This window comes from Stenotrophomonas sp. 220_Sma, from assembly GCF_056487375.1.
In genome coordinates this window covers 1,143,622-1,167,060 of the sequence record NZ_CM151348.1, presented here as the reverse complement: position 1 = coordinate 1,167,060, position 23,439 = coordinate 1,143,622, and the positions used below count along the sequence as shown (strand labels likewise).

Sequence of the window (23,439 nt, the reverse complement as noted above, 5' to 3'; positions counted from 1 at the left end):
CGTTCCTAACAATTGCCCAGATCGACCCCCTGGATGTCGAGCATAAACGTCGACTTGCGTAGGAAAGAACGCAAGCGCCAACCAATGCAACTCTGCATAGAACGCCCACGAGGCGAGCACTTCCATCATGCACCAAACGAGCAACGACAAGCTGTGCCGACAACGCTCGCCAAGCGCCTGTCACCAACCCACTCGACTCATTCGCTATAAACCCAAATGAACGCCTTCCATCACCCCCATTCGATCTACATCCACTGGAGCACTTGGGGGCCTGGGGGCACCATCGCGATTCCAGCGAAACGTGCCGGTCACCCGCAGGAATTTCTCCTCCCCACTCTCAACCGAAGGAATCTCTCGAAAGGCCTCCGGGCTTGATTCTGGATAGGCCACCAATGAACTGAATGAGTTCCTTGCGTCCAGTTCATCACGCGAGGGAAAGAGCAAGATCACACCGTTGACCTGATCTATCCATGCATAGAAAGAAACCAATCGCCCGTCAAATTTTTCTGGCTGAGACAACAGCGCAGACATCGTGGTCATGCACGTTTCATACCCTAATTCATTGCCTCGAAATTTACAGACGCTTGGAGCCCCCGCCGCGCCCCCTTCCTGACTGGATGAAGAACAAGCGCCAAGGGTGAAAACCAGCGTAACAACTGCAAACCACCGACGTCCGGGATCCATCATTTCACCTTAAAGAAGTAGTCTTCGGCCGCGATGTACGCGCCAGGGTTCGTTCTAGCATTGACCGCTCCATTCATACCCCTGAAGTCGAATCCCATGACGGAACCGCTAGGAGTGGCCACATAGCTGTTAACACCTGCAGATCTTGCTCTCTCCAGATCACCTCGGTAGAGACTCCCCTCCCATCGACCACCGCAGAAACAGGATCCCTTCCAGTAGCTGAATGCTGTATTCACTGGGTGTGTATGAGCAATGGCTACCCTGACACCTGGGCCTGCGTAGTTGTTTTGCCCTTGAACGACGCTACCTGCTCCAGCGCCCGCAGTCGCATCGCCCAAAGCAAAATTGACTGCTGTGTAAGACTGATCAGAAAGTTGCGCGATATCAGCCCCTACTTCCAAGTTGGTCGCAATCGTTACAGGCCGGGCAACTTCCGAAAAATATCTGGCAGATCCCGCCTCCGAACTTTGTCGATTGGGAATACTGTTCGCCCTGTCAATGTACGCTTGCGGATCCCTCTTGATTGCCGCCAGCTGCCCGCGAGATAGACTTTTTCCGCCTGCATGCTCGGTCATTCTGCAGTCCCAGTCCTTCCCGCACGCTCGCCGTCCATCCGGGTCGATTAGGCTATATGGGTTTGCATTTGCATACCGATACCGGCCAAAAGCATTCACCGAGCTCTGGAAAGCCGAAACCGGATCAACGCTCAGGAACGATGAAGTCGTCGAATCATAGTACCGCTGCTGCATGTAACTCAGCCCCGTGCCCGAGTCCGTCACATGCCCCGTATACCCCGGCCCATCCTTCAACGGCCGATTCACCACCGCCCCATACGGCTCATACACCGTACGCTCGATGACGTTTCCGCTGGCATCGGTGATCGCCACCGGTGAACCCAGTGCATCAGTGTGGATGTACTCGACCACTTCCTGGGCAACTGCCGGCGCCACACAGGCCACCAGCACCCCCACCGCGAGTACCGCCCGAATCAATAGCAAAGAGAGTCCATTCATGGCTTAGTCCCAGTTCAATACGCCACGGGTGACGGGGAAGTCTGCGGACCATGCCGAACAACCACCGGCGTTGCAGGCCCTGACAATGTAGAGACTGGCGCAGTAGGTCCCGCCGCTCGACTGCACATAGGTCTTGGGGCCGGTGTACAGGCGCCGTCCAGCTCCGGAAGGCTCCAGCTGATATTCCGTTGCCCCCGGAACCGCACGCCAGCCGACGCTGCACTGCACCTGATAGGGCGCCTTGCGCGTGCTTAGCCACTCCGCCACGTAGATCTGAGTGGCCGCGGGAGGAAGCACGACGGAGACACTGGCGATGCCCGAGTAGGGGCTGCACCCCGCGAAATTGCACGCCCTCACGCGATAGGCATAGCTGCCATTACCACGGCTGGCACCAAAGCTGTTCCCGCCGCCGTTATGCACCACCGTCCAGCCACCACCGTTGGCACTCTCCTCCAGCACGAAGCTCTCGCTGTTGGCCGGCACCGACCAGCTCAGGCTGTACTGCGGCACGTTCACCAGGCCCGGTGCGCTGATCACCGGCTCGATCGTCGGCGGCCCGATCACCGCTACCGTCGACGTGGCCGACCACGGCCCGCAGCCTGCGCCATTGCAGGCGGCAACCCGATAACCATAGCTGCCCACACCACGCACAGCGGTGGCATAGGAACCCGCGTTGCCGTCGAACAGCGTGACCCATCCGCCACCATTGCTACTCTCCTGCAAGGTGTAACGCGTGGCACCAGCCACCCCGTTCCAGCCAATACCAATACTGCCCGGCGCAGCGCGTGCCGGCGCAGAGAGTCCGGGCGCAGTGGCAGGCGGATATACGACCGTCACCGCAGCCGTGGCGCTGTATCCCGTGCACCCTACCGGGTTACATGCGCGAACCCGGTAGTTGTAGCTTCCCGCTGCCTTGCCACTGAAGGCCTTGGACTGACCGATGGCGTTGTGCACCTGGGCCCAAGCGCCACCATTGGCGCTTTCCTCCAGCTCATAGCGCTCGGCACCGGAAGCCGCAGACCAAGCTACGTTGTAGCTGCCGTTGAAGGCTGTGGCAGGCACGTTCAGGGTCGGCACGGTGGATGGCGCCAATGCCACGGCCACTGACGCGACATTGCTCCATCCGCCGCACACCACCCGGCAGCCGCGCACCCGGAATTGATAGGTCCCCGTGACCAGGCCGGTGCTGGTGAACGATTGCGCCGCGCCATCGAAGACCGTGCTCCAGTTGCCCGCAAGGGCACGCTGCAACTCATAGCGGTTGGCACCGCCGGCCGGGCTCCAGGTCAGGTTCACGCTGCCCTGGGTGATGTAGCCCGGCGCACTCAGCGCGGGAACGCTGGGTGCCGCTTCACCATGCACCTGGGAAACCAGGCTGCCTGACAGGTAGAGATAGTCGGTCTGCTTGCCGGTACGTTCGTTGCGCTGGAATCGCAGCACGCCGCCGTTGTCGTAGAACGAGTAGATTGCCCCCTTGCCACTGGCGCTGGCCTTCACCCGGCGACCGTGGGCGTCGTACTCGTAGCTCTCTGCTGTACCCGCCGCACGCAGCCGGTTGCCGTAGTCAAACGTGAAAGCCTGGCCATTGCGCACCGAAAGATTGCCCTGCACGTCATAGCCAAGACCGGTCACGGTTGCCCCGGTTCCGGTTTCGATCACGTTGACCAGCCGATTGGTCGGATCGAAGTAGTGCGTACGATCGCGGCTGCCGACCTTGGCACGGCGCAGGTTGTCCAGCGCGTCATACTCATACAAGGCGTTGCCGAAGCCCGGCGCAGTGACCGTCCGCAACCGGTCCAGGCCGTCATAGGTCATGTCCCGGTTGCCGGGCGCCCCGGGCAGACCATCGGAAATGGCCATCACGTTGCCGCCAGCATCGTAGTCATAGCTGTCATCCAGCACTGCGGCCGCTGCAGTGGCATCGCGGCTGCGGTCGGGCAGCCCGCGGGCATTCTGGGTCAACGTGTGCACGATCCCATTGCCATATACGAAGCGGGCCAACGCGCCGTTGGCGAAGTAACTGGCCTCCTTCGCATAGCCGCCGACCGTCGTCGCCCGACCCAATGCATCCGGCGTATAGCTGACGACACGCCCACCCGGGTAGGTATTGCTGGCCAGTGTGCCGTTGGCATCGTAGCCATAGGCCAGGCTCAGGCTTCCCAGATCCGGATGCTGCAGGGTTTCGCCGCTGAGCAGGCGGCGGCGGTTGTACTGGTAGCGGTTGACGACCATCGGCCGGGCCGGATCGTTCTGCGTACTGATCTCGGCCGGCAGACCATCAGGCGCGTAGGACCAGTTCTGATTTCCGCGCCCATCCGGGAAGATCAGGGTCGACAGGCGGTTGGCGGCGTCATAACTGCGCTTCACCGCACGTCCGCTGGCCAGGGCTTCACTGCGGTTGCAGTCGGTGGTGCTGGTCAAACCCGTGCCGGCCGCCGACCACAGCACGTTGCCTGCCGCGTCGTAGTCCTGCACGGTCGCACCGGTTTCCGGCTCGATGGTCTTGCACAGCTGCTGGTAGCCGTCATAGACGTAGCGGCGGGTGAGCGACTGGCTGCCGTCTGCATTGCGGCGGGTGATCGCCAGCGGCTTGCCCAGCGTGTCGCGCTGGATCTCGGTCACCACGCCTTCCGGGTGCTGCAGCGTCAGCGGCATCTCGTAGCTGGGCTGGTCGTAGGCAAGGTGACGGGTCGTCGTGGCCTGGCCGCGGGGGTTGGTCACCTTCACCGACAGGTTGCCCACGTACTCGGTGCGGGTAACCAGTGCCCCAAGCTCGGACGATTGACTGACCACGGTGGGGCGGCCCAACGCGTCGTACTGCGTCGTGGTGCCGGTCAGGGCGGCATTGATATCGGAGAGCTGCCGCGTGGGATACGAGGCAAACACGGTCTTGCCGCTGGTGTCGTAGCGGGTCACCACGGCGCTGTCCAGCACGTTGTTGGCGTTTTCGGTCACCAGCACCGGGCGGAACATCGCATCCAGGTAGGTATCCGTGCGCCGCCCGCCCTGCGTGCGCGAGTGCTTCCACGCACCGGCGGGCACCCCCAACTGCGCGCCACCCAGTCGCTGCAGGTCCATGGTTACGCCATTCCAGTTCACGCTGTCGCCGCCGGGGAACTGCTGGCTGCGCAGCCTGCCCATGCTGTCGTAGCTGAAGCTGGTGGTTGCGCCGGTTTCGTCGGTCAGCGAGGTGATCCAACCGTTGTCGTCCACGGCAACCGTGCGCACCGCACCATTGGGCGCTTCGGGCGTGGCCGGCATGCGGAGCTGCTGCGGAACACCACGCTTCCATCCCGACAGATGGCTGGTATTTCCACGGCCATCGGCCACCGAGGCAACCGTGCCATCGGCTGCATAGGTCACCTGCTGCGCCAGGCGGCCAAATGCGTAGGCGCGCAGCGGCAGTGCTTTGGCCGTATCGAATTCGGTGCGGGACTGTTCGATGCCATTGAGCACACTGCGCGCTGTCTGGCCGTTCACCCATAGCGCGGGATTGTCGTAGTAGCTGGTGCTGGTGGTGCGACTCTGGCCTGCGGAATTCGCTTCAACGACGGTGACTTCGCGCGCAAATGCATCAAAGGCCTGCACGGTGCGGGTGAACTGCACGCCATCCTGTTCCACCACAGTGGATTGGACGGGGCGATTGTAATGGGCCTTGAGATCGCTCGCACCGTACTTGAAGTCCTTGCCGGCCTCTTTCGGGAAGGGCGCCGCATCCAGCTGGGCATCTGGATAGTAGTTATTGCGGTCAACGCGCACGACCGAGCCGCCCGATCGCGTTGTCGTGGACAGCAACAGGCCGTCGTTGTAGGCAACTTCCTTGCCGAACTCGTAGACGCGAACGACACCATCGGGCAACGTCTCGGTGGTGATCTTCGGCTCTGCCTGGCCTACGGGGATTACTGGACCGCCCAGGTCCTGGGCGAAAGCACCATTGAGATTGGTGTATTGATAGGTCCACTGTGCAGTGGGCATGCCCGGACCGCTGATGGTCTTGGTCACCAGCGACATTGCGTCACGGTAGACCGGCGTGTAGTTCCAGCCATCGGCAAACAGGTGATTGTCGCCAGAGGTCTGGCAATCCAGCTTCACATTCTTGCGCCCATGGCGGAACGGCCGGAACAGGAACGTCCCCAGCGCACCCGACGGATGCTGGATGCTCAGGGTGATCTCGCTGGGCACGATCTTGTTGACGCGCGAACATGTGGCCGGGTAGTCCATGTACTCCCAGATGCTCTGCCCGTTATAGTCGGCGTACTTGTGGGTGACTGACAGCGGCGGCAGGTTGTAGACCCATTGGGTTCCGTCCGGCAGCGTCACTGTCCGCAGGATATCGGCCTCCGTGTACCCGTAAGTCCAGGTACGCCCAGCAGCGGTTGCGGATGCGATCAGTCCTTTCGCGTTGTAGCCCAGGCTGATCTCGCGACCATCGTTGGCAACCATGCGCAACAGCCGGTCGCCACTCCACTCGTAGCGCACCCAGTTGCCGAAGCGATCCACAACCTGCGATGGGTACAGGAACACACGCTTTCGATTCAGCAGTGCATTGCTTTCTGGCCCGTAGGGTTGCAGCGTTGCACCGTTGTGGTGCTTGGCGACCATCCAGTCGAAGTAGTACTTGGTACCGTCCGGCGCATGACCAAGGAAGCCTTGTCCCGGCTGTCCGCTCTTCAGGGCGGTCAGGCAACTGAACGTCCAGCCGCCCTTGGTATTCCAAGGCGCCGGTTCGCCAAACTGTGGCTGCGGCTGGCGCGCATCTCCGCTGCCTCCCAGCACCGGCTCACTGCCACCACCCGGTAGAGAGAGTCGCACGCCATCCCAGAATGTAGTGGGACTGAAATTGACGGTCTGGGTTTTGCGACGGTTCCAGACCTCTAATGACGGAGGCGCCGCCACCGTACTGCAGCGCGCGGCAGGCGCCCAATAGCCGACAGACGCGGTCTCCGGCAGATCACCATAGACGCCGGACATGGACGGGATATCCAGGCCCCAATTCGAGAATGAGTTCTCTCCGCCGCCATCGTCATCGCTGTAGCTGCGGCCCAAGGTCATCGTCAGACCGCCATTGCCTGGAATCGAAATATCCGTGGCCTTGAAGCTGATCGAGCCGTCATAGAGGTTGACCTGCTCGCCGAAGATCTCGCCCTTCAGCGGTTCGACAAGGTCCCCGTACTTCAGTCGCTTGTCGTACTCCTGGCGCCAGGTGGGAACGATCTGGGCTGAAACGCCGACCGGTGCCAGCACACACAGGGCAATGACACCGAGAAACAGACCCTTGGCAGCCATTGCGGCGCGCGGATGAGAAATGAGGCCAGACTGCATGAAGATCCTCCCTGGATCGACGTCCCTGTGTGCCCCACCTGCGCCGAACGGCAGTTGGCCTTCGACCAGGCGGCACCCACTCCGGCAGACAGCCACGCGTTGCTTCACGGTGGGCGGGTGCTGACCATGGATATGAACGAATAATGAAGATGGCGTCAACCCCGCGTATTGGCCACATTCGGCAAAGTTGGCCCAATCGACAGCCTCCCGCGCCCTTCCCCGCTCCACCTAGAATGTGCCCATGACCACCCTGACCTTCCGCGCCGCCACGCCGGCCGACATCCCCGCCCTGATCGCCCTGGTCACCTCGGCCTACCGTGGTGACGCCAGCCGCGTTGGCTGGACCACCGAAGCCGACCTGCTGGACGGCGCCCGCATCGATGCCGAGGGCATCCAGGCCGACCTGGACCGCCCGCGCTCCACCATCCTGCTGGCCGAACGCGACGGCCAGCTGGTGGCCTGCGCCCACGTCGCCGATGTCGACGGCAAGGGCTACTTCGGCATGTTCTCGGTCGACCCGGCCCAGCAGGGTGGCGGCGTCGGCAAGCAGCTGATGGACGCCGCCGAAGCGCACGCCGCACGCGAATGGAAGGTGCCGGTGATGCAGATGACGGTGATCGACGTGCGCGACGAGCTGATCGCCTTCTACGAGCGCCGCGGCTATCTGCGCACCGGCATCAAGAAGCCGTTCCCGTACGGCGACGAACGCTTCGGCATTCCCAAGCGCGACGACCTGCGCTTCGAGATCCTGGAAAAGCCGCTGGCCGGAGCCGCCGCGTGAGCGATACCTGGACCTTCGTCTGTGCCGGCACCGAGCTGCTGCCGGGTGAAATGAAGAGCGTGTTCGACGAGGTAACCGGCACGCCGATCGTGGTGTTCAACCTCGACGGTGAGTTGTACGCGCTGGAAGACCAGTGCACACATGAAGAGTTCGAGCTGTCCTCGGGCGAGTTCAACACCACCGAGGGCAGTGTGGAGTGCGTGCTGCACGGCGCGCGCTTCGACGTGCGTGACGGCCGCGCCCTGTGCGCCCCGGCCTACAGCCCTGTGCCCAAGTTTCCGGTGAAGCGCGAGCACGACGCTGTCTGGACCCGCGACGACCGGGATTGAGGCGGCGCTCGGCCCAGAGAGCCCCCCAGAGGGCGCCCCGCGGGAGAGCATCCACCCATGGGGTGGATCCATCGCAAGGCCATTAGAGCCTCCCCAGGGCGCCCCCGGGTCGCCTCGAGGGCCCGGCACGGCCCGTACATGCGAATCATTATCGTTGATGTTATTCTACGTAACATCTTCGTAACGACTCCGCCCCCGCGCCATGGCTTCGCCCGCGCCCACCGCCACGCTGTGCCAGCTCGCCCGCCAAGGGTGGCCGCTGCTCGTGGCCGTGCTGCTGACGCTGGTGTTGGGCTGGTCGGCACTGCACGAAGGACGCGGCAACAACCCGGCTACCCACGGCTGGCAGGCACACGCTGAAGATCTGCAGCAGGTCATGCCGGTGCCGGCCCCGCCGGCCGACGAGTGCCCGCACCATGCCGCGCCAGCACCCGAGCCGCCGCTGGATGGCGAGGGCGCCACGCCCTGTACCGGACTGGCTCCCCCGCGCGCCGCCCTGGTCGCGCATGTTCCGCTGTGGCGTTCCGACGCCCTGCGCTGGCAGCTGCGCGATCCCGCACTGCGGTTGAACCCCGGCCACGCTCCGCCCGCACCGCACGCCAGCTGAGGCGCCCTGCGGCCGTTGCCGTGCGCCTGATTGCGTTTCCCGCCAGCCGAGCATGGCTCGGCTCTATAGAACCCACCTCCCGCCTGTCGCCGCACGTCCATCTGCGCCGGCTCGCGCTCGCCCTTTCCCGATCCAAGCCACCGCCACCCAGACCATGACCCACATCACGTCCCGCAAGCACGCTCCGCGCGTTTCCCTGCTCGCTACCGCCACCCTGGCCGCCGGCTTCGCACCGCTGGCCGCACAGGCCGCCGACAGCGCCGATGCCAGCTCCCGCAAGGCCACCGACCTGGACAAGGTGCAGGTGCGCGGCAGCTGGTTCAATCCGTCCTCGCCGAAGTTCACCGCCGAGCTGCTGGACACCCCGAAGTCGGTGTCGATCGTCTCGGAGAAGCTGATCGCCGAAACCGGTGCAACCAACCTGCAGGACGCATTGCGCATGGTCCCGGGTATCACCTTCGGTGCCGGCGAAGGCGGTAACCCGACCGGTGACCGCCCCTTCATCCGTGGCTTCGATTCGCAGAGCAACGTCTTCGTCGACGGCCTGCGCGACGTCGGCTCGCAGACGCGCGAGATCTTCGACCTGGAGCAGGTGGAAGTGGTCAAGGGCCCGAGCTCGGCCTACGGCGGCCGTGACTCCGGTGGTGGCAGCCTGAACCTGGTAAGCAAGACGCCGAAGCTGAAGAACGAAACCAGCGCCAGCATGGGCATCGGCACCGACAGCTACGCACGCGGCACCGTGGACGCCAACTACGTGCTGGGCGATGGCATCGCCGCCCGCCTGAACCTGATGAAGCACGAGTCGGACATCGCCGGCCGCGACGCCGCCAATGTCAGCCGCTGGGGCATCGCGCCGTCGATCGCGTTCGGCCTGAACGGGCCGGCGCAGCTGATCGCCAGCCACTACCACATGCAGAGCGATGACCTGCCGGACGCGGGTGGCTTCCCGTACAACAACCCGTTCTCCAGCGGCCCGAACGTGGCCAAGAACGGCGATGGCCGCCCGATGGTACCGGACCGCAACAACTACTACGGCCTGGTCGATCGTGACTTCCAGCGCACCCGTGCCGATATCAGCACCCTGGACGCCAGCTACGACTTCGGCGGCCACAAGCTGCGCAACATCGCGCGCCTGGGCAACACCAGCAACGACTACCTGTGGACCCAGCCCGACGACAGCAAGGGCAACCCAAACAATTACGGCACCTTGTGGCGCCGCACCAACAGCCGCGCCGTCGACGTCAAGAGCTTCGCGGACCAGCTGGGCCTGACCGGCGCGTTCCAGACCGGCGCACTGAAGCACAGCTACAGCGCCGGCGTGGAATACAGCGACGAGAAGATGACCCGTGGCAGCTACCAGATGACGCCGGGTACCGCCAACCCGCTGGAACCCCTCGCGGCCAACAGCTCGGTGTGCCGGGTGTCCGGCGCTGCCACCAACTACAACTGCACCGACTTCAATAATCCGAATCCGAACGATCCGTGGGCGGCCGGTCAGATCGTCTATCGCAGCAACAAAGCGCTGGACGTTGAACAGCGCACCAAGACCAAGTCCGCTTACCTGTTCGACACCATCGAGCTCAACGCGCAGTGGAGCGTCAACGTCGGCCTGCGCTACGACGACTACTCCACCACCCTGCTCACCCCGGGCAGCGCCACTCCGCGCCTGCACAACGACAACGACTTCGTGAACTACCAGGCCGGCGTCGTGTTCAAGCCGGCGGCCAACGGCAGCATCTACCTGTCCTGGGGCACCTCCTCGACCCCGCCGGGCATGGACGGTGGCGACGGTTCGGACGGCCTGAATGCCGGCGTCGCCGACCTCAAGCCGCAGGACACCAGGAACCTCGAACTCGGCACCAAGTGGGACCTGCTGGACAACCGCCTGAACCTGACTGCCGCGATCTTCCACACCGTGATGAACAACGCACGTGTGACCATCGACAACGGCACCAGCCAGAACGCCGGCAAGAAGGAAATCAACGGCTTCGAGCTGGGCTTCAATGGCCAGTTGACCGATGCCTGGAGCCTGTACGGCGGCTACACCTACCTGGATTCGGAACTGAAGGACAACGGCTTTGTCTGCGCCGTATCGGGCCGCACCTGCCCGAGCGGCATCTACGTGCCGTCGCCGAACAACGGCAACGTGTTCCCCAACACCGCCAAGCACAGCGCCAACCTGTGGACGACCTACCGCTTTCCGATCGGTCTGACCGTCGGCGCCGGTGCGTTCTACTCGGACAAGCAGTACGGTGACGTTGCCAACACCAAGTGGATCCCGAGCTACACCCGCTTCGACGCGATGGCCAGCTACGCGATCCAGGACAACATCAGCCTGCAGCTCAACGTGCAGAACCTGACCGACAAGACCTACTTCACCAAGGCCTATGCCTCGCACTACGCGAGCATCGCCCCGGGTCGCTCGGCCACCCTGGCACTGAACGTGAAGTTCTGATGTAACTCCGCTCCACCACGGCGGCAGGCTCTCCTGCCGCCGTTTTTGTTTCCGGCGATACTCACCCCATGGTTACCCGCACTCCCATCGACAGCGACGCCCTGGCCGAGCTGCTGCAGCACGATCCGCAGGCCGCGTTCGCATGCGTGCGCGACGCCGCGCAGGCTGGACAGGTCGATGCACAACTGCTGCTCGCGCAGATGCACATGGAAGGCAAAGGCACCGCGCAGGACGCCTCGGCCGCGCTGCTCTGGTACGAAACCGCCGCCAACAACGGCGCGCCGATGGCGATGAACATGCTCGGCCGCTGCCATGAGCTGGGCCAGGGCACCGTCGCCGACCCGACGCTGGCCGCGGTCTGGTACCGGCGCGCGGCCGACACCGGGCTGGACTGGGGCCTGTACAACCTGGCCAACCTGCTGGCCACCGGCCGCGGTGTACCGCAGGACCGCGCGCAGGCGCTGGCCCTGTACACCCGCGCCGCGCACCTGGGCCACGCCAAATCGATGAACCTGCTGGCCCGCCACCTCGAAGACGGGCTGGACACCACGCCCGATCCGCAGGCGGCGCTCGCCTTGTACAAGCGCGCGGCCGAAGCCGGTGATTTCCGCGGCCAGGCCAACTACGCCTCGATCCTGCTGCAGGCCGGCCAGGTCGAGCAGGCCGTGCATTGGCTGCGGCTCGCACTGGCGCACGGCAGCCCGGCGTTCATGGCGCACATCGTGCCGGAACTGGCCGCGTCGCCGCATCCGCAGGTGCGCGCCCTGGTCGCACCGCCGTCCCTCTGAGGAGTCCCGCATGCTGCTGCACATCCCCGACATTCTCAGCGCCGACCAGGTGGCCGATTTCCGTCGCCGCCTCGACGCCGCCGACTGGACCGATGGCCGCGAAACCGTGGGCCACCTGGGCGCACAGGCCAAGCACAACCAGCAGCTGCCCGAGGCCTCGCCGCTGCGCCGCGAACTGGGCGAGATCATCCTCGTCGCGCTGGCCCGGCACCCGCTGTTCTTCAGCGCAGCGCTGCCGCTGAAGTACCTGCCGCCGCGTTTCAACCGCTACAGCGGGGGCGGCACCTATGGCTTCCATGTCGATGGCGCGGTGATGAACCTGGCCAACGGCGAACAGCTGCGCTCGGACATCTCCTGCACCCTGTTCCTGTCCGATCCGGACGAATACGAAGGCGGCGAGCTGATCATCAGCGATACCTACGGCGAGCACGAGGTAAAGCTGCCGGCCGGCGACCTGATCGTGTACCCGTCCAGCAGCCTGCATCAGGTGCGCCCGGTTACTGCCGGCGCGCGCGTGGCCTCGTTCTTCTGGGTGCAGAGCATGATCCGCGACGATGTGCAGCGCCGCCTGCTGTGGGAAATGGATGGCTCGATCGAGCGCCTGCGGCAGACCGGCGGTGACGCCGAGGCGGTGCTGCAGCTGACCGGCGTGTACCACAACCTGCTGCGACGCTGGAGCGAAGTCTGAGCCCCATCCGGCCGACCCGCGACAATTTGGCAATCATTCTCATTTGCAACAGCTAACAGCTCTCATTACAATCACGCCCCGTTGATGCCGGCCGCTGCCGGCAGACCCCTGGGGACCCCTGCTTGCTGCGCCCGCTTCGCCCTCGCCCACTCATCCATCGAAAGATGGGCACTGCCATGCGCGGTCAGCGTCCTGCGCTGGCCAGTCTGCTGGCGTGGGTGGCGATGCTGGCTTTGCTGCTGGGCACCCTGCCGCTGCTGCCACACGGCCAGGCCGGAATGGCCGTGCAGATGCCGCTGGAAGAGCGCGGTGGCGAAGCGTCCCCGCAGGAAGAAGCACCGGCCAAACTGCGCCGCTGTGCTGCCGCCCCGGTGAAATCGGCCGAGAAGGCACGCCCGCCGTTGCTGCTGGCCAGCCAATGGCTGCGCACCGAGCTTGAACTCGTACCCACCACGCCGGCCATGCCCGGCGTGCGCCCGGACTGGCCGCTGGCCGCTCCGGACACGCCCTGGGCCGACGCGCCCGGGCGCCGCCAGCAACGCGGCCAGGCGCCGCCGCTCGCCTGAATCACGGCCCCGCGTGACCGCCTGCGCGGTCGTGCCCGTACGCCGCTGCCTGCTTCATCCCTGCCGCCCCTGACCGGGCCTCCCCGTGCATGCCGCGCCGTTCGCGCCTGGCATTGCACCACCCTGCATCCTTCGAGGTTACTGCCATGGCCCAGCGCCATCGTGTCCGTTCGTCCCTGTCCCGTACCCTGCTGACCAGCGCCGTGCTGGCGGCCATGACCGCCCCTGCCTTCGCCCACGGTGACGCTTCCGGCGCGCCACAGACGCTGGACAAGGTGGTGGTCACCGCCTCCGGCTTCGAGCAGAAAATTACTGACGCGCCGGCCAGCATTTCAGTCATCACCCAGGAAGAGCTGACCAAGCGCCCATACATGACCCTGTTGGATGCAGTCCGCGATCTGGAAGGCGTGGACGTTGGCGAGACCCGCGACAAGACGGGCCAAGGCACCATTTCCATGCGCGGCATGGGCTCGGACTACACGCTGATCCTGATCAATGGCCGCCGCCAGAACAATCACGGCGACATCTACCCGAACAACTTCGGCGGCAACCAGTTCAACCACATCCCACCGCTGGACGCGATCGAGCGCATCGAAGTCATCCGCGGCCCGGCTTCCACACTGTACGGCGCCGACGCCATGGGTGGCGTCATCAACATCATTACCAAGCGATCGCTGGACCGCTGGAGTGGCTCGGCCACCCTTGCAGGCACCTTCGAGACCGATGACGATTTCGGTGACGACCGCACTGCAGACCTGTATGTGACCGGCCCAATCGTTCCCGGTGTACTGAACCTCAGCGCACGCGCCAGTTGGTATGACCGCGATGCTTCCAATCCCGTCTACTCGCCGGCGATCGACCCCAACGGCACCCCCCATGCGCGCACGCTGGGCTTTGGCGGCGGTGGTAAAACAGTCGACAACACGAATAAAGCAGGTGGTCTGAGCCTTGAATGGAACATCAACGAAGATCAACGCCTGACGCTTGACTACGACACTTCGCGCCAGGAATACGACAACTCGATCAAGATCAATGATGCCGGTGTCGAGGAGTACCCGGTTGGTACGGTAGACAACATCAACAGCATCTGGCGCACGGCCAATTTCTGCCGCAACGGCAGCGGTGCCAATGCCAACGCGTGCCGGACCAGTGGTGGTACGTGGACACGCCGGGCCGACCCGCGCGTGGGCTATGGACCGACCCAGGAATTCACCCGCGATGCATGGGCGTTGACCCACGAGGGCAAGTGGGGCTTTGGTAACAGCCTGGTGTCCCTCTCGCACGTATCAACCAACAACGATGGCCGGACGATGCCATTCACTGTCGCGGAACGCGAGTTGCTGCTGCAGATGATCGACGGCACCGGTGCCTATAGCGGCCGCTCAACGGCTGAACGCCGCGCGCTGGCTGAATCGACCTTCCTGCCACGGCCTCGACGCACGCTCGAAAGCGCCCAGTACACCTTCGATGCAAAGTTGGACATTCCCTTCCAGGCCGCAGGCCAGCATGTCGCTGTTGTCGGTGCGCAGGTCATCCGTGGTGAACTGACCGACGGCGTGTTCGGCACCGAGCGCGGAATGCCCGGCCAGAAGCAGGAGCACAACATGTACTCGCTGTTCGCTGAGGACACCTGGACCGTCATCGCGCCGCTGGGAATCACCTATGGCCTGCGCTACGACGACCACGAGGTATTCGGCGACCACTTGAGCCCGCGCCTGTACGGTGTGTACACCGTCAATGAACAGTGGACGGTGAAGGGTGGTGTCAGCACGGGCTTCAAGACACCCAAGACCACTCAGCTGTACGACGGCGTCACCGGCTTCGGCGCGCAAGGCACGCTACCGATGTTCGGCAATCCGAACCTGAAGCCCGAAACCAGCACCAGCACCGAACTGGCGGTCTACTGGCAGCATCCAGACGGGCACAACTTCAATGCCACGGTGTTCCACAACCGCTTCGACGACAAGATCGCCTCACAACCCTGCGGCGGCCGCTTCGCTCTGGCCTGCACCTCAACGGGCGACTACGCCGAGCTGGGCTACGCCAACAGCAGCAAAACGGTGAACATCGATGAAGTGATCATTCAGGGCGCCGAAGTAGCTGGTCGATGGAACATCGGCGAGCGTTTCGGCCTGCGTGCGAACTACACCTACACGGACAGTGAGCAGAAGAGCGGCGCGGAGAAGGGCCTCCCGCTGGGCAACAGCGCGCGGCACATGGCCAATGCGACCTTCGACTGGCAGGTCAGCGAGCGCTTCAATATGTTTCTGACTGCAGAGGCGCGCTCCAAGCGCTTCCGTGGGCTCAACGCCACTACGCGCGAGAAGCTCTACTACAAGGACTACACCACTCTGCATCTGGGTGCTTCGTTCGAAGCGACGCAGTGGCTGACGGTCAATGCACGTATCAACAACCTGCTGGACCGCGATTTCACCACCTACCAAGCCAGCTTCACCGACCTGGACGGCAGTGGGGTATATGGCGATTCGAGCAATGAAGTGCTGTTCGAAGACGACTACAACAACAAGGACAAGGCCCGCAGCGTCTGGGTGAGCCTGAACTTCAAGTTCTGATCGTTAGCGCTCCATCCACGCATGGCGTGGATCTACTGATCTGCGGGATTGCCGGCCAGTCGGTAGTGCCGGCCGCTGGCCGGCAATCCCCCTGGGATACAGAACGACACGCAATTGCGAGCTATTCTCATCAATGATGTAATGGGCAGTCCCCGTCCGCCTCGAACCGTGCCGTGAGCCGTCCTGCCTCTTCCACCGTGCAGCAGCAACAGAACCGTGGCTTCTGGCTGCGGACGCTGCACCAGTGGCACTGGATCAGCTCGGCGGTCTGCCTGATCGGCATGCTGCTGTTTGCGGTGACCGGCCTGACCCTCAACCATGCCGCGAAGATCGAGGCCAAGCCCGAGGTGCAGAACCAGCATCTGGAACTGCCGGCCGCGCTGCTGGGCCAGCTGGGCACGCGCGAGGATGGCAACGCGCCGATCCCGCGCCCGGCCCGGCAATGGCTGGACACGCAGCTGGGCATCGCCATCGGCGGGCGCCCGGCCGAGTGGTCGGCCGAGGAGATCTACCTGTCGCTGCCGCGCCCGGGTGGCGACGCCTGGCTGAGCATCGATCGCGCGACCGGCGCGGTGGAGTACGAATCAACCTCGCGCGGCGCGGTGTCCTACCTCAACGACCTGCACAAGGGCCGCAACGCGGGCCCGGCGTGGGGCTGGTTCCTGGACCTGTTCGCCGTGGCCTGCCTGGTGTTCTGCATCACCGGCCTGTTCCTGCTTCACCTGCATGCACGGCAGCGGCGCATGACCTGGCCGCTGGTCGGCCTCGGCCTGATGATCCCGCTGCTGATCGCCCTGCTGCTGATCCACTGACTTTCCTTCGTTTCCGGAGCCGCCCCATGCGCGTCACCCTGACCATCGCCCTCAGCGGCCTGCTGGCCACCTCGCCGGCCTATGCCACCACCCTCGACATCAACGTCGAAGTGCCCAAGCTCAACGTGGCCGAGTACCACCGCCCGTACGTGGCGGTGTGGCTGGAAGGCGCCGACCAGAAGGTCGCGGCCAACCTGTCGGTCTGGTACCAGCAGACCAGCAACAGCGAAGGCCACGGCACCAAGTGGCTGCCGGACCTGCGCCAGTGGTGGCGCAAGAGCGGCCGCACCCTGCAGGTGCCGGTGGACGGCGTGACCGGCCCGACCCGCCCGGCCGGCAAGCACGCGCTGTCGTTCAACGACAAGCAGCCGGCGCTGAAGCAGCTGGCCCCGGGCAACTACACCCTGGTGGTGGAAGCGGTGCGCGAAGTCGGCGGCCGCGAGCTGCTGAAGATCCCCTTCACCTGGCCGGCCACCGCCACGCAGAACGGCAAGGCGCAGGGCGCCACCGAACTGGGCCAGGTCACCCTCGCCGTCAAACCCTGAAAAGGGGACGGAGGGGATTAAGTCGTAATTCCCCTCCCCTCGCCGCACCACCCTGCATCCACCTGGAGTCTTCCGCATGAAGCGCACGCTTGTCCTCGCCGCCGCTCTGGCCGCTGCCCTTCCCTTCTCCGCCCTGGCCCACAAGGCCTGGCTGCTGCCCTCGCAGACCGTGATCGCCGGCAACGCGCCGTGGATCACCGTCGACGGTGCGGTCTCCAACGACCTGTTCTATTTCAACCACGTGCCGCTGCGCCTGGAGTCGGTGGTGATCACCGCGCCGGACGGCAGCACCGTGCAGGCGCAGAACGCGGCCACCGGCAAGTACCGCAGCGTGTTCGATGTCGAGCTGAAGCAGCCGGGCACCTACCGCATCGCGTCGGTCAATGACGGCCTGTTCGCCACCTACGAGCAGAACGGCGAGCGCAAGCGCTGGCGCGGCAGCGTCGCCACCTTCGGCGAACTGCCCAAGGATGCGAAGAAGCTGGAAGTGAGCCAGTCGGTCAGCCGCGTGGAGACCTTCGTCACCAACGGCGCCCCGAACGACACTGCGCTGAAGCCGACCAACCGCGGCATCGAACTGGTGGCCGTGGGCCATCCGAACGATCTGTTCGCCGGCGAGGAAGCGACCTTCCGCGTGCTGGTCGATGGCAAGCCGACCGCCGGACTGGAATTCGAGATCGTGCGCGGCGGCACCCGCTACCGCAACGCGCAGGACGAGCTGAAGGTCACCAGCGACGCCAAGGGCGAGATCAAGGTGACCTGGCCGGAAGCTGGCATGTACTGGCTGGAGACCGGCACCGAAGACAACAAGACCTCGGTGAAGCAGGCCGCCAAGCGCCGCCTGAGCTACGTCGCCACGCTGGAAGTGCTGCCGCAGTAATGACGTGGACCGCGATGCCGGGCACGCCCCGGCATCGCGCCTGCAGCACACCACCATGACCGATCCCCTGCTCGACATCGCCCGCCTCGGTGGCACCACCATGGGCACCACCTGGAGCGTGTCGCTGGTCGCGTCGCGCCAGCGCGACCTGCACCCGCTGCATGCTGGCATCCAGGCGCGGCTGGACGAGGTGGTCGCGCAGATGAGCACCTGGGAACCCGGCTCGGATCTGAGCCGCTACAACCGCGCCGACGCCGGCCAATGGTGCGCGTTGCCGGCCGAGACCCGCCACGTTCTGGCCTGCGCACAGGTCATCGCTTCCGCCAGTGGCGGCGCCTTCGATCCCACCATCGGTCCGCTGGTTGCACTGTGGGGCTTCGGGGCACATGCCGGTGAACGCCGCCAGCCCGACGACGCTACCCTGCAGGCCACGCGTGATCGCTGCGGTTGGCAGCGCCTGCAGTGGCAGGACGTTGCGCTGCTGCAACCGGGGGGACTGGAACTGGATCTCTCTGCGATCGCCAAGGGCTTCGGCGTCGATCACGTGGCCGCCTGGTTGCGTGGACAAGGCATCACTGCCGCGCTGATCGAAGTCGGCGGCGAACTGGCCGGCTACGGCCGCAAACCGGACGGCCAGCCGTGGCGCGTGCTGGTGGAATCCGCACCCGAAGAAGACGTGCACACCGATACCCCGCCACGGGTGCTGGCGCTGGACGGCAAGGCGGTGGCGACTTCCGGCGATCGCTGGCACCAGTACCAGGCCGGTGGCGAGGCCTACAGCCACAGTCTCGACCCGCGTACGGGCAGGCCGGTGCGGCAGGTTGCCGCGGCAGTAACCGTGGTGGCCGACGACGCCATGCACGCTGATGCCTGGGCCACCGCACTGACCGTGCTGGGTCGCGAACAGGGCATGGCGCTGGCCGAACGCGAAGGATTGGCTGCACGCTACCTGCAACGCACCGCAGAAGGCCCGCAGGAATTTCTCAGCAGCGCCTTCCAGCGCCTGCTCGACGAGCAGGACGCATGAGCGCACGTCCATCGCGCGCCTGGCTCGGCAACGCACTGGTTCTGCTCCTGCTGGCAGCGATCGGCTGGGCACTGCTTCGCCTGCATCTCGGCGAAGCGTGGTGGCGGGGCGCACCACCGGCGCGGCAGTCGCAGATCGCGGTGCTCGCCACGGTGCTGTATGCGCTGGCCTGCGCGACACTGTGGTGGCGTGGGCGCCCGCGCGACGACGCCGCAACCGGAGACACCGCGCCCATCCTGCTGGTCTGGTCCAGCCAGACCGGCTTCGCCCGCGAACTGGCCGAACGCAGCGCCGAGGCCCTGCGCGGTGCCAGCGTGCCAGTGCGCGTGCGCGGACTGCATGAGGTGGATGCAGCACTGCTGGCTTCCAGCCAGCGCGCGCTGTTTATTGCCAGCACCACCGGCGAAGGCGATCCACCCGACCACGCCCTGCCGTTCCTGCGCGGGGTGATGGCCACCCCGCCCCCGCTGCAGCACCTGCACTACGGGGTGCTCGCGCTGGGCGACCGCAGCTATGGCCACTTCTGCGGATTCGGCCACCAGCTGGACACTTGGCTGCGCCAACACGGCGCGCATCCGCTGTTCGACGCCATCGAGGTCGACAACGCCGATCCGGCAGCGCTGCGTCATTGGCAACAGTTGCTGGGACAACTCGGCGGTAACGCCAGCGAACTGCCCGACTGGAGCCCTGCCGAGTACCAGCCGTGGACGCTGCTGCAACGCGAGCATCTGAACCCGGGCAGCCCCGGTGGTCCGGTGTACTGGTTGCGCCTGCAGCCCCCGGCCGATGCAAATGCGCAGTGGCAGGCCGGTGACATCGCCGAGATCGGCCCGCAGCACGCATCGCACACCGTGCGTGCCTGGCTGGATGCACAACGCTTCGACGCGGACACCGTGCTGGATGACGGGCAAACGTTGCTGGCACGCGTCGCGCGCTCGCACCTGCCCTCATTGGTTCCCCCGGGTGATCTGCCTGCGCTGCTGGCGACCTTGCAATCGCTGCCGCATCGCGAGTACTCGATCGCCTCGGTCATGGCCGACGGTGCGGTTGAGCTGCTGCTGCGCCGCCAGCTGCGCGCTGACGGTACACCCGGCATCGGCAGCGGCTGGCTGTGCGACCACGCTGCCATCGGCGAACCGGTACAGCTGCGTCTGCGCCGCAACGACAATTTCCATGGCGCGCCCGCCGATGTGCCGCTGCTGCTGATCGGCAACGGCACCGGCATCGCCGGCCTGCGCGCGCATCTGCACGAACGCGTACGCAGTGGCGCACGGCGCACCTGGCTGCTGTTCGGTGAGCGCACCGCCGCGCACGACTTCCACTTCGGTGAAGAACTGCAGGCGATGCTGGCCGACGGCACGCTGGCGCGGTTGGATGCAGTGTTCAGCCGCGATGGCGGTGCGCACCGCTATGTGCAGGACCGGCTGCTGGCCGAAGCGGCAACGCTGCGCCAGTGGGTGGATGAAGGCGCCACGATCCTGGTCTGCGGCAGCCTGCAGGGCATGGCCCCGGCGGTGGATGCAGTGATCGAGCAGGTGCTGGGTACCGCGGGCAAGGAAGCGCTGTTGCTGGCCGGTCGTTACCGGCGCGATGTGTATTGAGGCCACCGCATCCTGGTGGGTGCGAACCGCTTTCTGGTGGGTGCGAACCTTGGTTCGCACCATGACACGGTGTCGGCGGCAGCTATCCACGCATGGCGTGGATCTACAACGGTGTGTCCAGACATGGTGGCAACCGCATTTGCAGTAGATCCACGCCATGCGTGGATAGTGCCAACCGGCGCCCAGGAATCATCCCGCCGCCGCACTGATCCGGATCGCCAGCAACTCGCCACCGCCCTGCACTGCATGACGCTGCCGTTCACCGGCCGACAGCCACGCAGTGTCTCCCGCCTGCAACGCCGGCAGGCCGCTGTCGGCACCGAACTCCGCCCGACCGGCCAGCAGATGCAGCGCCCAGGCCACACCCGGTTCGCAGAAGAAGAACATCGTGCCCACCAGCGGCCGGTGCAGCAGTTCGGCCTGCAGGAGCTCGCGCTTCCACATCAGGTTGAAGTCGTGGGTGGTGCCGTCCACCAATTCGCCGTGCAGCGCTTCCTCGCCGGCAAAGCGCACGCGTCCGTGCGGTGGCAGTACCTCGGCCACGCGGCCATCGTCGAAGCGAAGACGCACACCATTGCCCTGCAGCAGCACCAGTTCGCGCTCCACACCGGGGAAGGCGGAGAACGCGGCATCCTGCTCGATCTCGGCCACCGACAGGCGTAGCGCCCAGTCATCACCCTGCGCGGGCAGGCGCAGAATCTCGCGGGTCCAACCCAAGCCGTTGCGCCAACGTTCGCGGCGATAGTCCAGGCGGGAGATTACCTGGCTCGGAGTGTGCAGCAGGGAGTCGATGTTCATCGGCGCATTGCATCATGCCGCGCGCCGTCGTGCATCACCGCGTGGCGAGCGTGCCCTGGCCACCGCACTCGCCGCCCAGCAGCTGCGAGTGCTTCAGCCAATCCTGGTCGGGGTAGTAGGCGAACACCATCGTGCCGCCACGCAATGCATCGATCAGTGGCTTGGCCACCGACAAGCGCACTGCCGGACAGCCCAGGCTGCGGCCGAGCCGCCCCTGCAGCTGCGCAGTCGCCGGATTCACATAGGGCGCGCCGTGGATGACGATGGCGCGTTCGCGCGCGCGGTCGTTGAAGCCCGGTTCCAGCCCGGCCAGGCGCAGCGAATAGCCGTTGCCGCCCATGTAGGTCTCCTGCGCGGTGAACGCGCCGAGGCTGGACATGAAACTGCCATCGCGGTTGGAGAAGTGTTCGGTGCGGTTCTCACCGCTGTTGCGGCCATGCGCCACCCATTCCTCGAACAGCAGGCGCTGGTGGGCCAGGTCGAACACCCACAGACGCGGCTCGGTGGACGGCCGCGAATAATCGATCACGCTGAGGCGATCACCATTGATGCCCAGCTCCGGCCGCTGCAGCGCGCAGCGCATGGCGTGCGCCGCCAGCTGCAACACGTGGCGGTCGGCCTTGGGCGCACTGCGCGACAGCAGGGCAGCCAGATCATCGGCACTGGTGGCGAGGGCGGGCGTCTGTGCCAGCGCCGGGGCGCTGGCCGAGGTCGCCAGCAGGCCGAACGCGGCCAGCCGGCACAGGCGGGATGCAGTCATGGGCACAACGAGGGGACTCAGTTGCCCTTGAGGGTGGACCCTGGCGGCTCGGATTCCAAGACCGGCTGCATTCCGGATTCAGCCGGGCTTGGGCGGACCGCCGGCAGCGAGGTCACCAGCAGGGTCGTGCCCGGTACCAGCACCTGGTACAGCTGACGGGCGAAATCGGCCGGCAACGCCATCGGCAGCGAGGGCGTGGCCAGCAGGTCCGACGTGGCCTGGGCACGGTCCTGGCCCAGCAGCGGATAGGCCGTCCACTGGTGCAGGCGCTGGTTCGCGTCCAGCGGGCTGGGCGTATCGCTGTAGCCCTGCCCCATCACGAACAGGGTGGTGCCCTGGAACGCCGGCAGGGCGTCGGCCTTCAGCGGCGACTCGCCGATCATCACGCCATCGCGCAGCACGTACAGGCGCTGGTCGTGCAGGCTGACCAGGATGCCGACCTGCCCGGCCGGCGCTGCGGCGTCATCCCACCAGGCCTGCGCCGGGGCCCCATCCCCGGTTTCCGGAAGGGCCTGGCCGCGCGCGTTGACCGGTGCCAGCACCGACGGATAGGCCAGCGTCATCGGCGAGCTCTTGGCATCGGCCACGACCACGGTGTCCCCACGCTGGGTTTCACTGAACAGCTTCTGCGCGAAGGCCTGCGGCAGGCGCACGCAGCCATGCGAGGCCGGATGACCAGGCAGGCTGCCGCCATGCAGGGCGATGCCGTCCCAGGTCAGCCGCTGCATGTAGGGCATCGGCGCGCTGTTGTAGAGGTTGGACTTGTGGTCCTTGTCCTTCTGCAGGATGGTGAACACGCCGGTCGGCGTCTCATGCCCAGCCTTGCCCGAGCTGATCGTGGTCAGTCCGATGGCAATGCCGTTGCGGTACACATAGGCGCGCTGTTCATCGAGGCTGACCACCAGCACGATCGGGCCGGTCGGCGAGATTTCCGGATGCCACAGGTATTCGCCCGGCTTGAGGTCGGTCGGTCCGCGCACTTCGGCGGTGCTGGCTGCGGCAGCGGCAGGCTTGGCGGCCGGCGTCGGCGCAGCGGCATGGCCCAGCAGCGGCAGGGCCAGTGCAAGGGCGAGCATCAGGGTAGTGGGGCGGTGCAGAAGCATCCAGCGGGGGTCCTTTCCATGCGGTGCGGCCACCGTACACCATCGACCCGTGGTGGCCGCGGCAAAACCAGGTGCCGGAAATGAAACTGCCCGGCGACACAGCCATG

Annotated in this window: 19 protein-coding genes; 13 read left to right on the top strand and 6 right to left on the bottom strand. The window is 65.4% G+C overall.

All coding sequences use genetic code 11. The features are described 5' to 3' along the window. Positions 1-204 precede the first annotated feature (204 nt). The 3 genes from ACZLIB_RS05635 to ACZLIB_RS05625 form a co-directional block, all read right to left on the bottom strand. Positions 205-540 (bottom strand): hypothetical protein, encoded by a 336-nt coding sequence (locus ACZLIB_RS05635; RefSeq protein WP_197616834.1) that lies wholly within the window; start codon positions 538-540, stop codon positions 205-207. 143 nt (positions 541-683) lie between these two features. Next, on the bottom strand, positions 684-1,697 hold the full coding sequence (locus ACZLIB_RS05630; protein ID WP_478469329.1) for an RHS repeat domain-containing protein: 1,014 nt from the start codon (positions 1,695-1,697) through the stop codon (positions 684-686). 3 nt (positions 1,698-1,700) lie between these two features. Further along, positions 1,701-7,019, bottom strand: coding sequence for a wall-associated protein (locus ACZLIB_RS05625; protein ID WP_478469327.1), 5,319 nt, complete (start codon positions 7,017-7,019; stop codon positions 1,701-1,703). A 241-nt stretch (positions 7,020-7,260) separates the two neighbouring features. Here ACZLIB_RS05625 and ACZLIB_RS05620 point away from each other — a divergent pair, with 241 nt between their 5' ends. The 13 genes from ACZLIB_RS05620 (at position 7,261) to ACZLIB_RS05560 (ending at position 20,671) form a co-directional block, all read left to right on the top strand. Further along, positions 7,261-7,800, top strand: coding sequence for a GNAT family N-acetyltransferase (locus ACZLIB_RS05620; RefSeq protein WP_478469325.1), 540 nt, complete (start codon positions 7,261-7,263; stop codon positions 7,798-7,800). Further along, complete coding sequence (locus ACZLIB_RS05615) at positions 7,797-8,129, top strand: non-heme iron oxygenase ferredoxin subunit (RefSeq protein WP_100437470.1); 333 nt, start codon at positions 7,797-7,799, stop codon at positions 8,127-8,129. Before ACZLIB_RS05620 ends, ACZLIB_RS05615 begins: the two co-directional genes overlap by 4 nt. Positions 8,130-8,331: 202 nt before the next feature. Further along, the gene (locus tag ACZLIB_RS05610; protein WP_100437469.1) at positions 8,332-8,736 is read left to right on the top strand and encodes a hypothetical protein; all 405 of its coding nucleotides are present in this window, start codon (positions 8,332-8,334) and stop codon (positions 8,734-8,736) included. A gap of 154 nt (positions 8,737-8,890) precedes the next feature. Beyond that, positions 8,891-11,191: a TonB-dependent receptor gene (locus ACZLIB_RS05605; protein ID WP_478469323.1), complete on the top strand. Its 2,301-nt coding sequence runs from the start codon at positions 8,891-8,893 to the stop codon at positions 11,189-11,191. 68 nt (positions 11,192-11,259) lie between these two features. After that, a complete protein-coding gene (locus tag ACZLIB_RS05600) occupies positions 11,260-11,979 on the top strand; it encodes a tetratricopeptide repeat protein (RefSeq protein WP_478469321.1) in 720 nt (239 codons plus the stop codon). Positions 11,980-11,989: 10 nt separating this feature from the next. After that, positions 11,990-12,667, top strand: coding sequence for a Fe2+-dependent dioxygenase (locus ACZLIB_RS05595; RefSeq protein WP_478469319.1), 678 nt, complete (start codon positions 11,990-11,992; stop codon positions 12,665-12,667). Between the two features lie 164 nt (positions 12,668-12,831). Next, positions 12,832-13,233: a hypothetical protein gene (locus ACZLIB_RS05590; protein WP_049398800.1), complete on the top strand. Its 402-nt coding sequence runs from the start codon at positions 12,832-12,834 to the stop codon at positions 13,231-13,233. Positions 13,234-13,379: 146 nt separating this feature from the next. Continuing rightward, on the top strand, positions 13,380-15,806 hold the full coding sequence (locus ACZLIB_RS05585; RefSeq protein WP_478469318.1) for a TonB-dependent receptor domain-containing protein: 2,427 nt from the start codon (positions 13,380-13,382) through the stop codon (positions 15,804-15,806). A 173-nt stretch (positions 15,807-15,979) separates the two neighbouring features. Then, positions 15,980-16,618: a PepSY-associated TM helix domain-containing protein gene (locus tag ACZLIB_RS05580; RefSeq protein WP_071228079.1), complete on the top strand. Its 639-nt coding sequence runs from the start codon at positions 15,980-15,982 to the stop codon at positions 16,616-16,618. Between the two features lie 26 nt (positions 16,619-16,644). Further along, positions 16,645-17,163: a DUF2271 domain-containing protein gene (locus ACZLIB_RS05575; RefSeq protein ID WP_478469316.1), complete on the top strand. Its 519-nt coding sequence runs from the start codon at positions 16,645-16,647 to the stop codon at positions 17,161-17,163. A gap of 76 nt (positions 17,164-17,239) precedes the next feature. Next, a complete protein-coding gene (locus tag ACZLIB_RS05570) occupies positions 17,240-18,043 on the top strand; it encodes a DUF4198 domain-containing protein (RefSeq protein ID WP_478469314.1) in 804 nt (267 codons plus the stop codon). Positions 18,044-18,098: 55 nt separating this feature from the next. Beyond that, positions 18,099-19,070, top strand: coding sequence for an FAD:protein FMN transferase (locus ACZLIB_RS05565; protein ID WP_478469312.1), 972 nt, complete (start codon positions 18,099-18,101; stop codon positions 19,068-19,070). Continuing rightward, a complete protein-coding gene (locus tag ACZLIB_RS05560) occupies positions 19,067-20,671 on the top strand; it encodes a sulfite reductase subunit alpha (RefSeq protein WP_478469311.1) in 1,605 nt (534 codons plus the stop codon). Before ACZLIB_RS05565 ends, ACZLIB_RS05560 begins: the two co-directional genes overlap by 4 nt. A 189-nt stretch (positions 20,672-20,860) precedes the next feature. Here the strand turns inward: ACZLIB_RS05560 and ACZLIB_RS05555 are convergent, their stop codons facing one another. Genes ACZLIB_RS05555 through ACZLIB_RS05545 form a run of 3 tightly spaced genes read right to left on the bottom strand, consistent with a single transcriptional unit; the run spans position 20,861 to position 23,332 of the window. Then, entirely contained in the window at positions 20,861-21,469 is a 609-nt protein-coding gene (locus tag ACZLIB_RS05555) for a HutD/Ves family protein (protein WP_478469309.1), read from the bottom strand. 34 nt (positions 21,470-21,503) lie between these two features. Continuing rightward, positions 21,504-22,229: a murein L,D-transpeptidase catalytic domain family protein gene (locus ACZLIB_RS05550; protein WP_004147404.1), complete on the bottom strand. Its 726-nt coding sequence runs from the start codon at positions 22,227-22,229 to the stop codon at positions 21,504-21,506. Between the two features lie 17 nt (positions 22,230-22,246). Beyond that, positions 22,247-23,332, bottom strand: a complete 1,086-nt coding sequence (locus tag ACZLIB_RS05545; RefSeq protein ID WP_478469308.1) for a L,D-transpeptidase — start codon at positions 23,330-23,332, stop codon at positions 22,247-22,249. Positions 23,333-23,439: the final 107 nt, after the last annotated feature.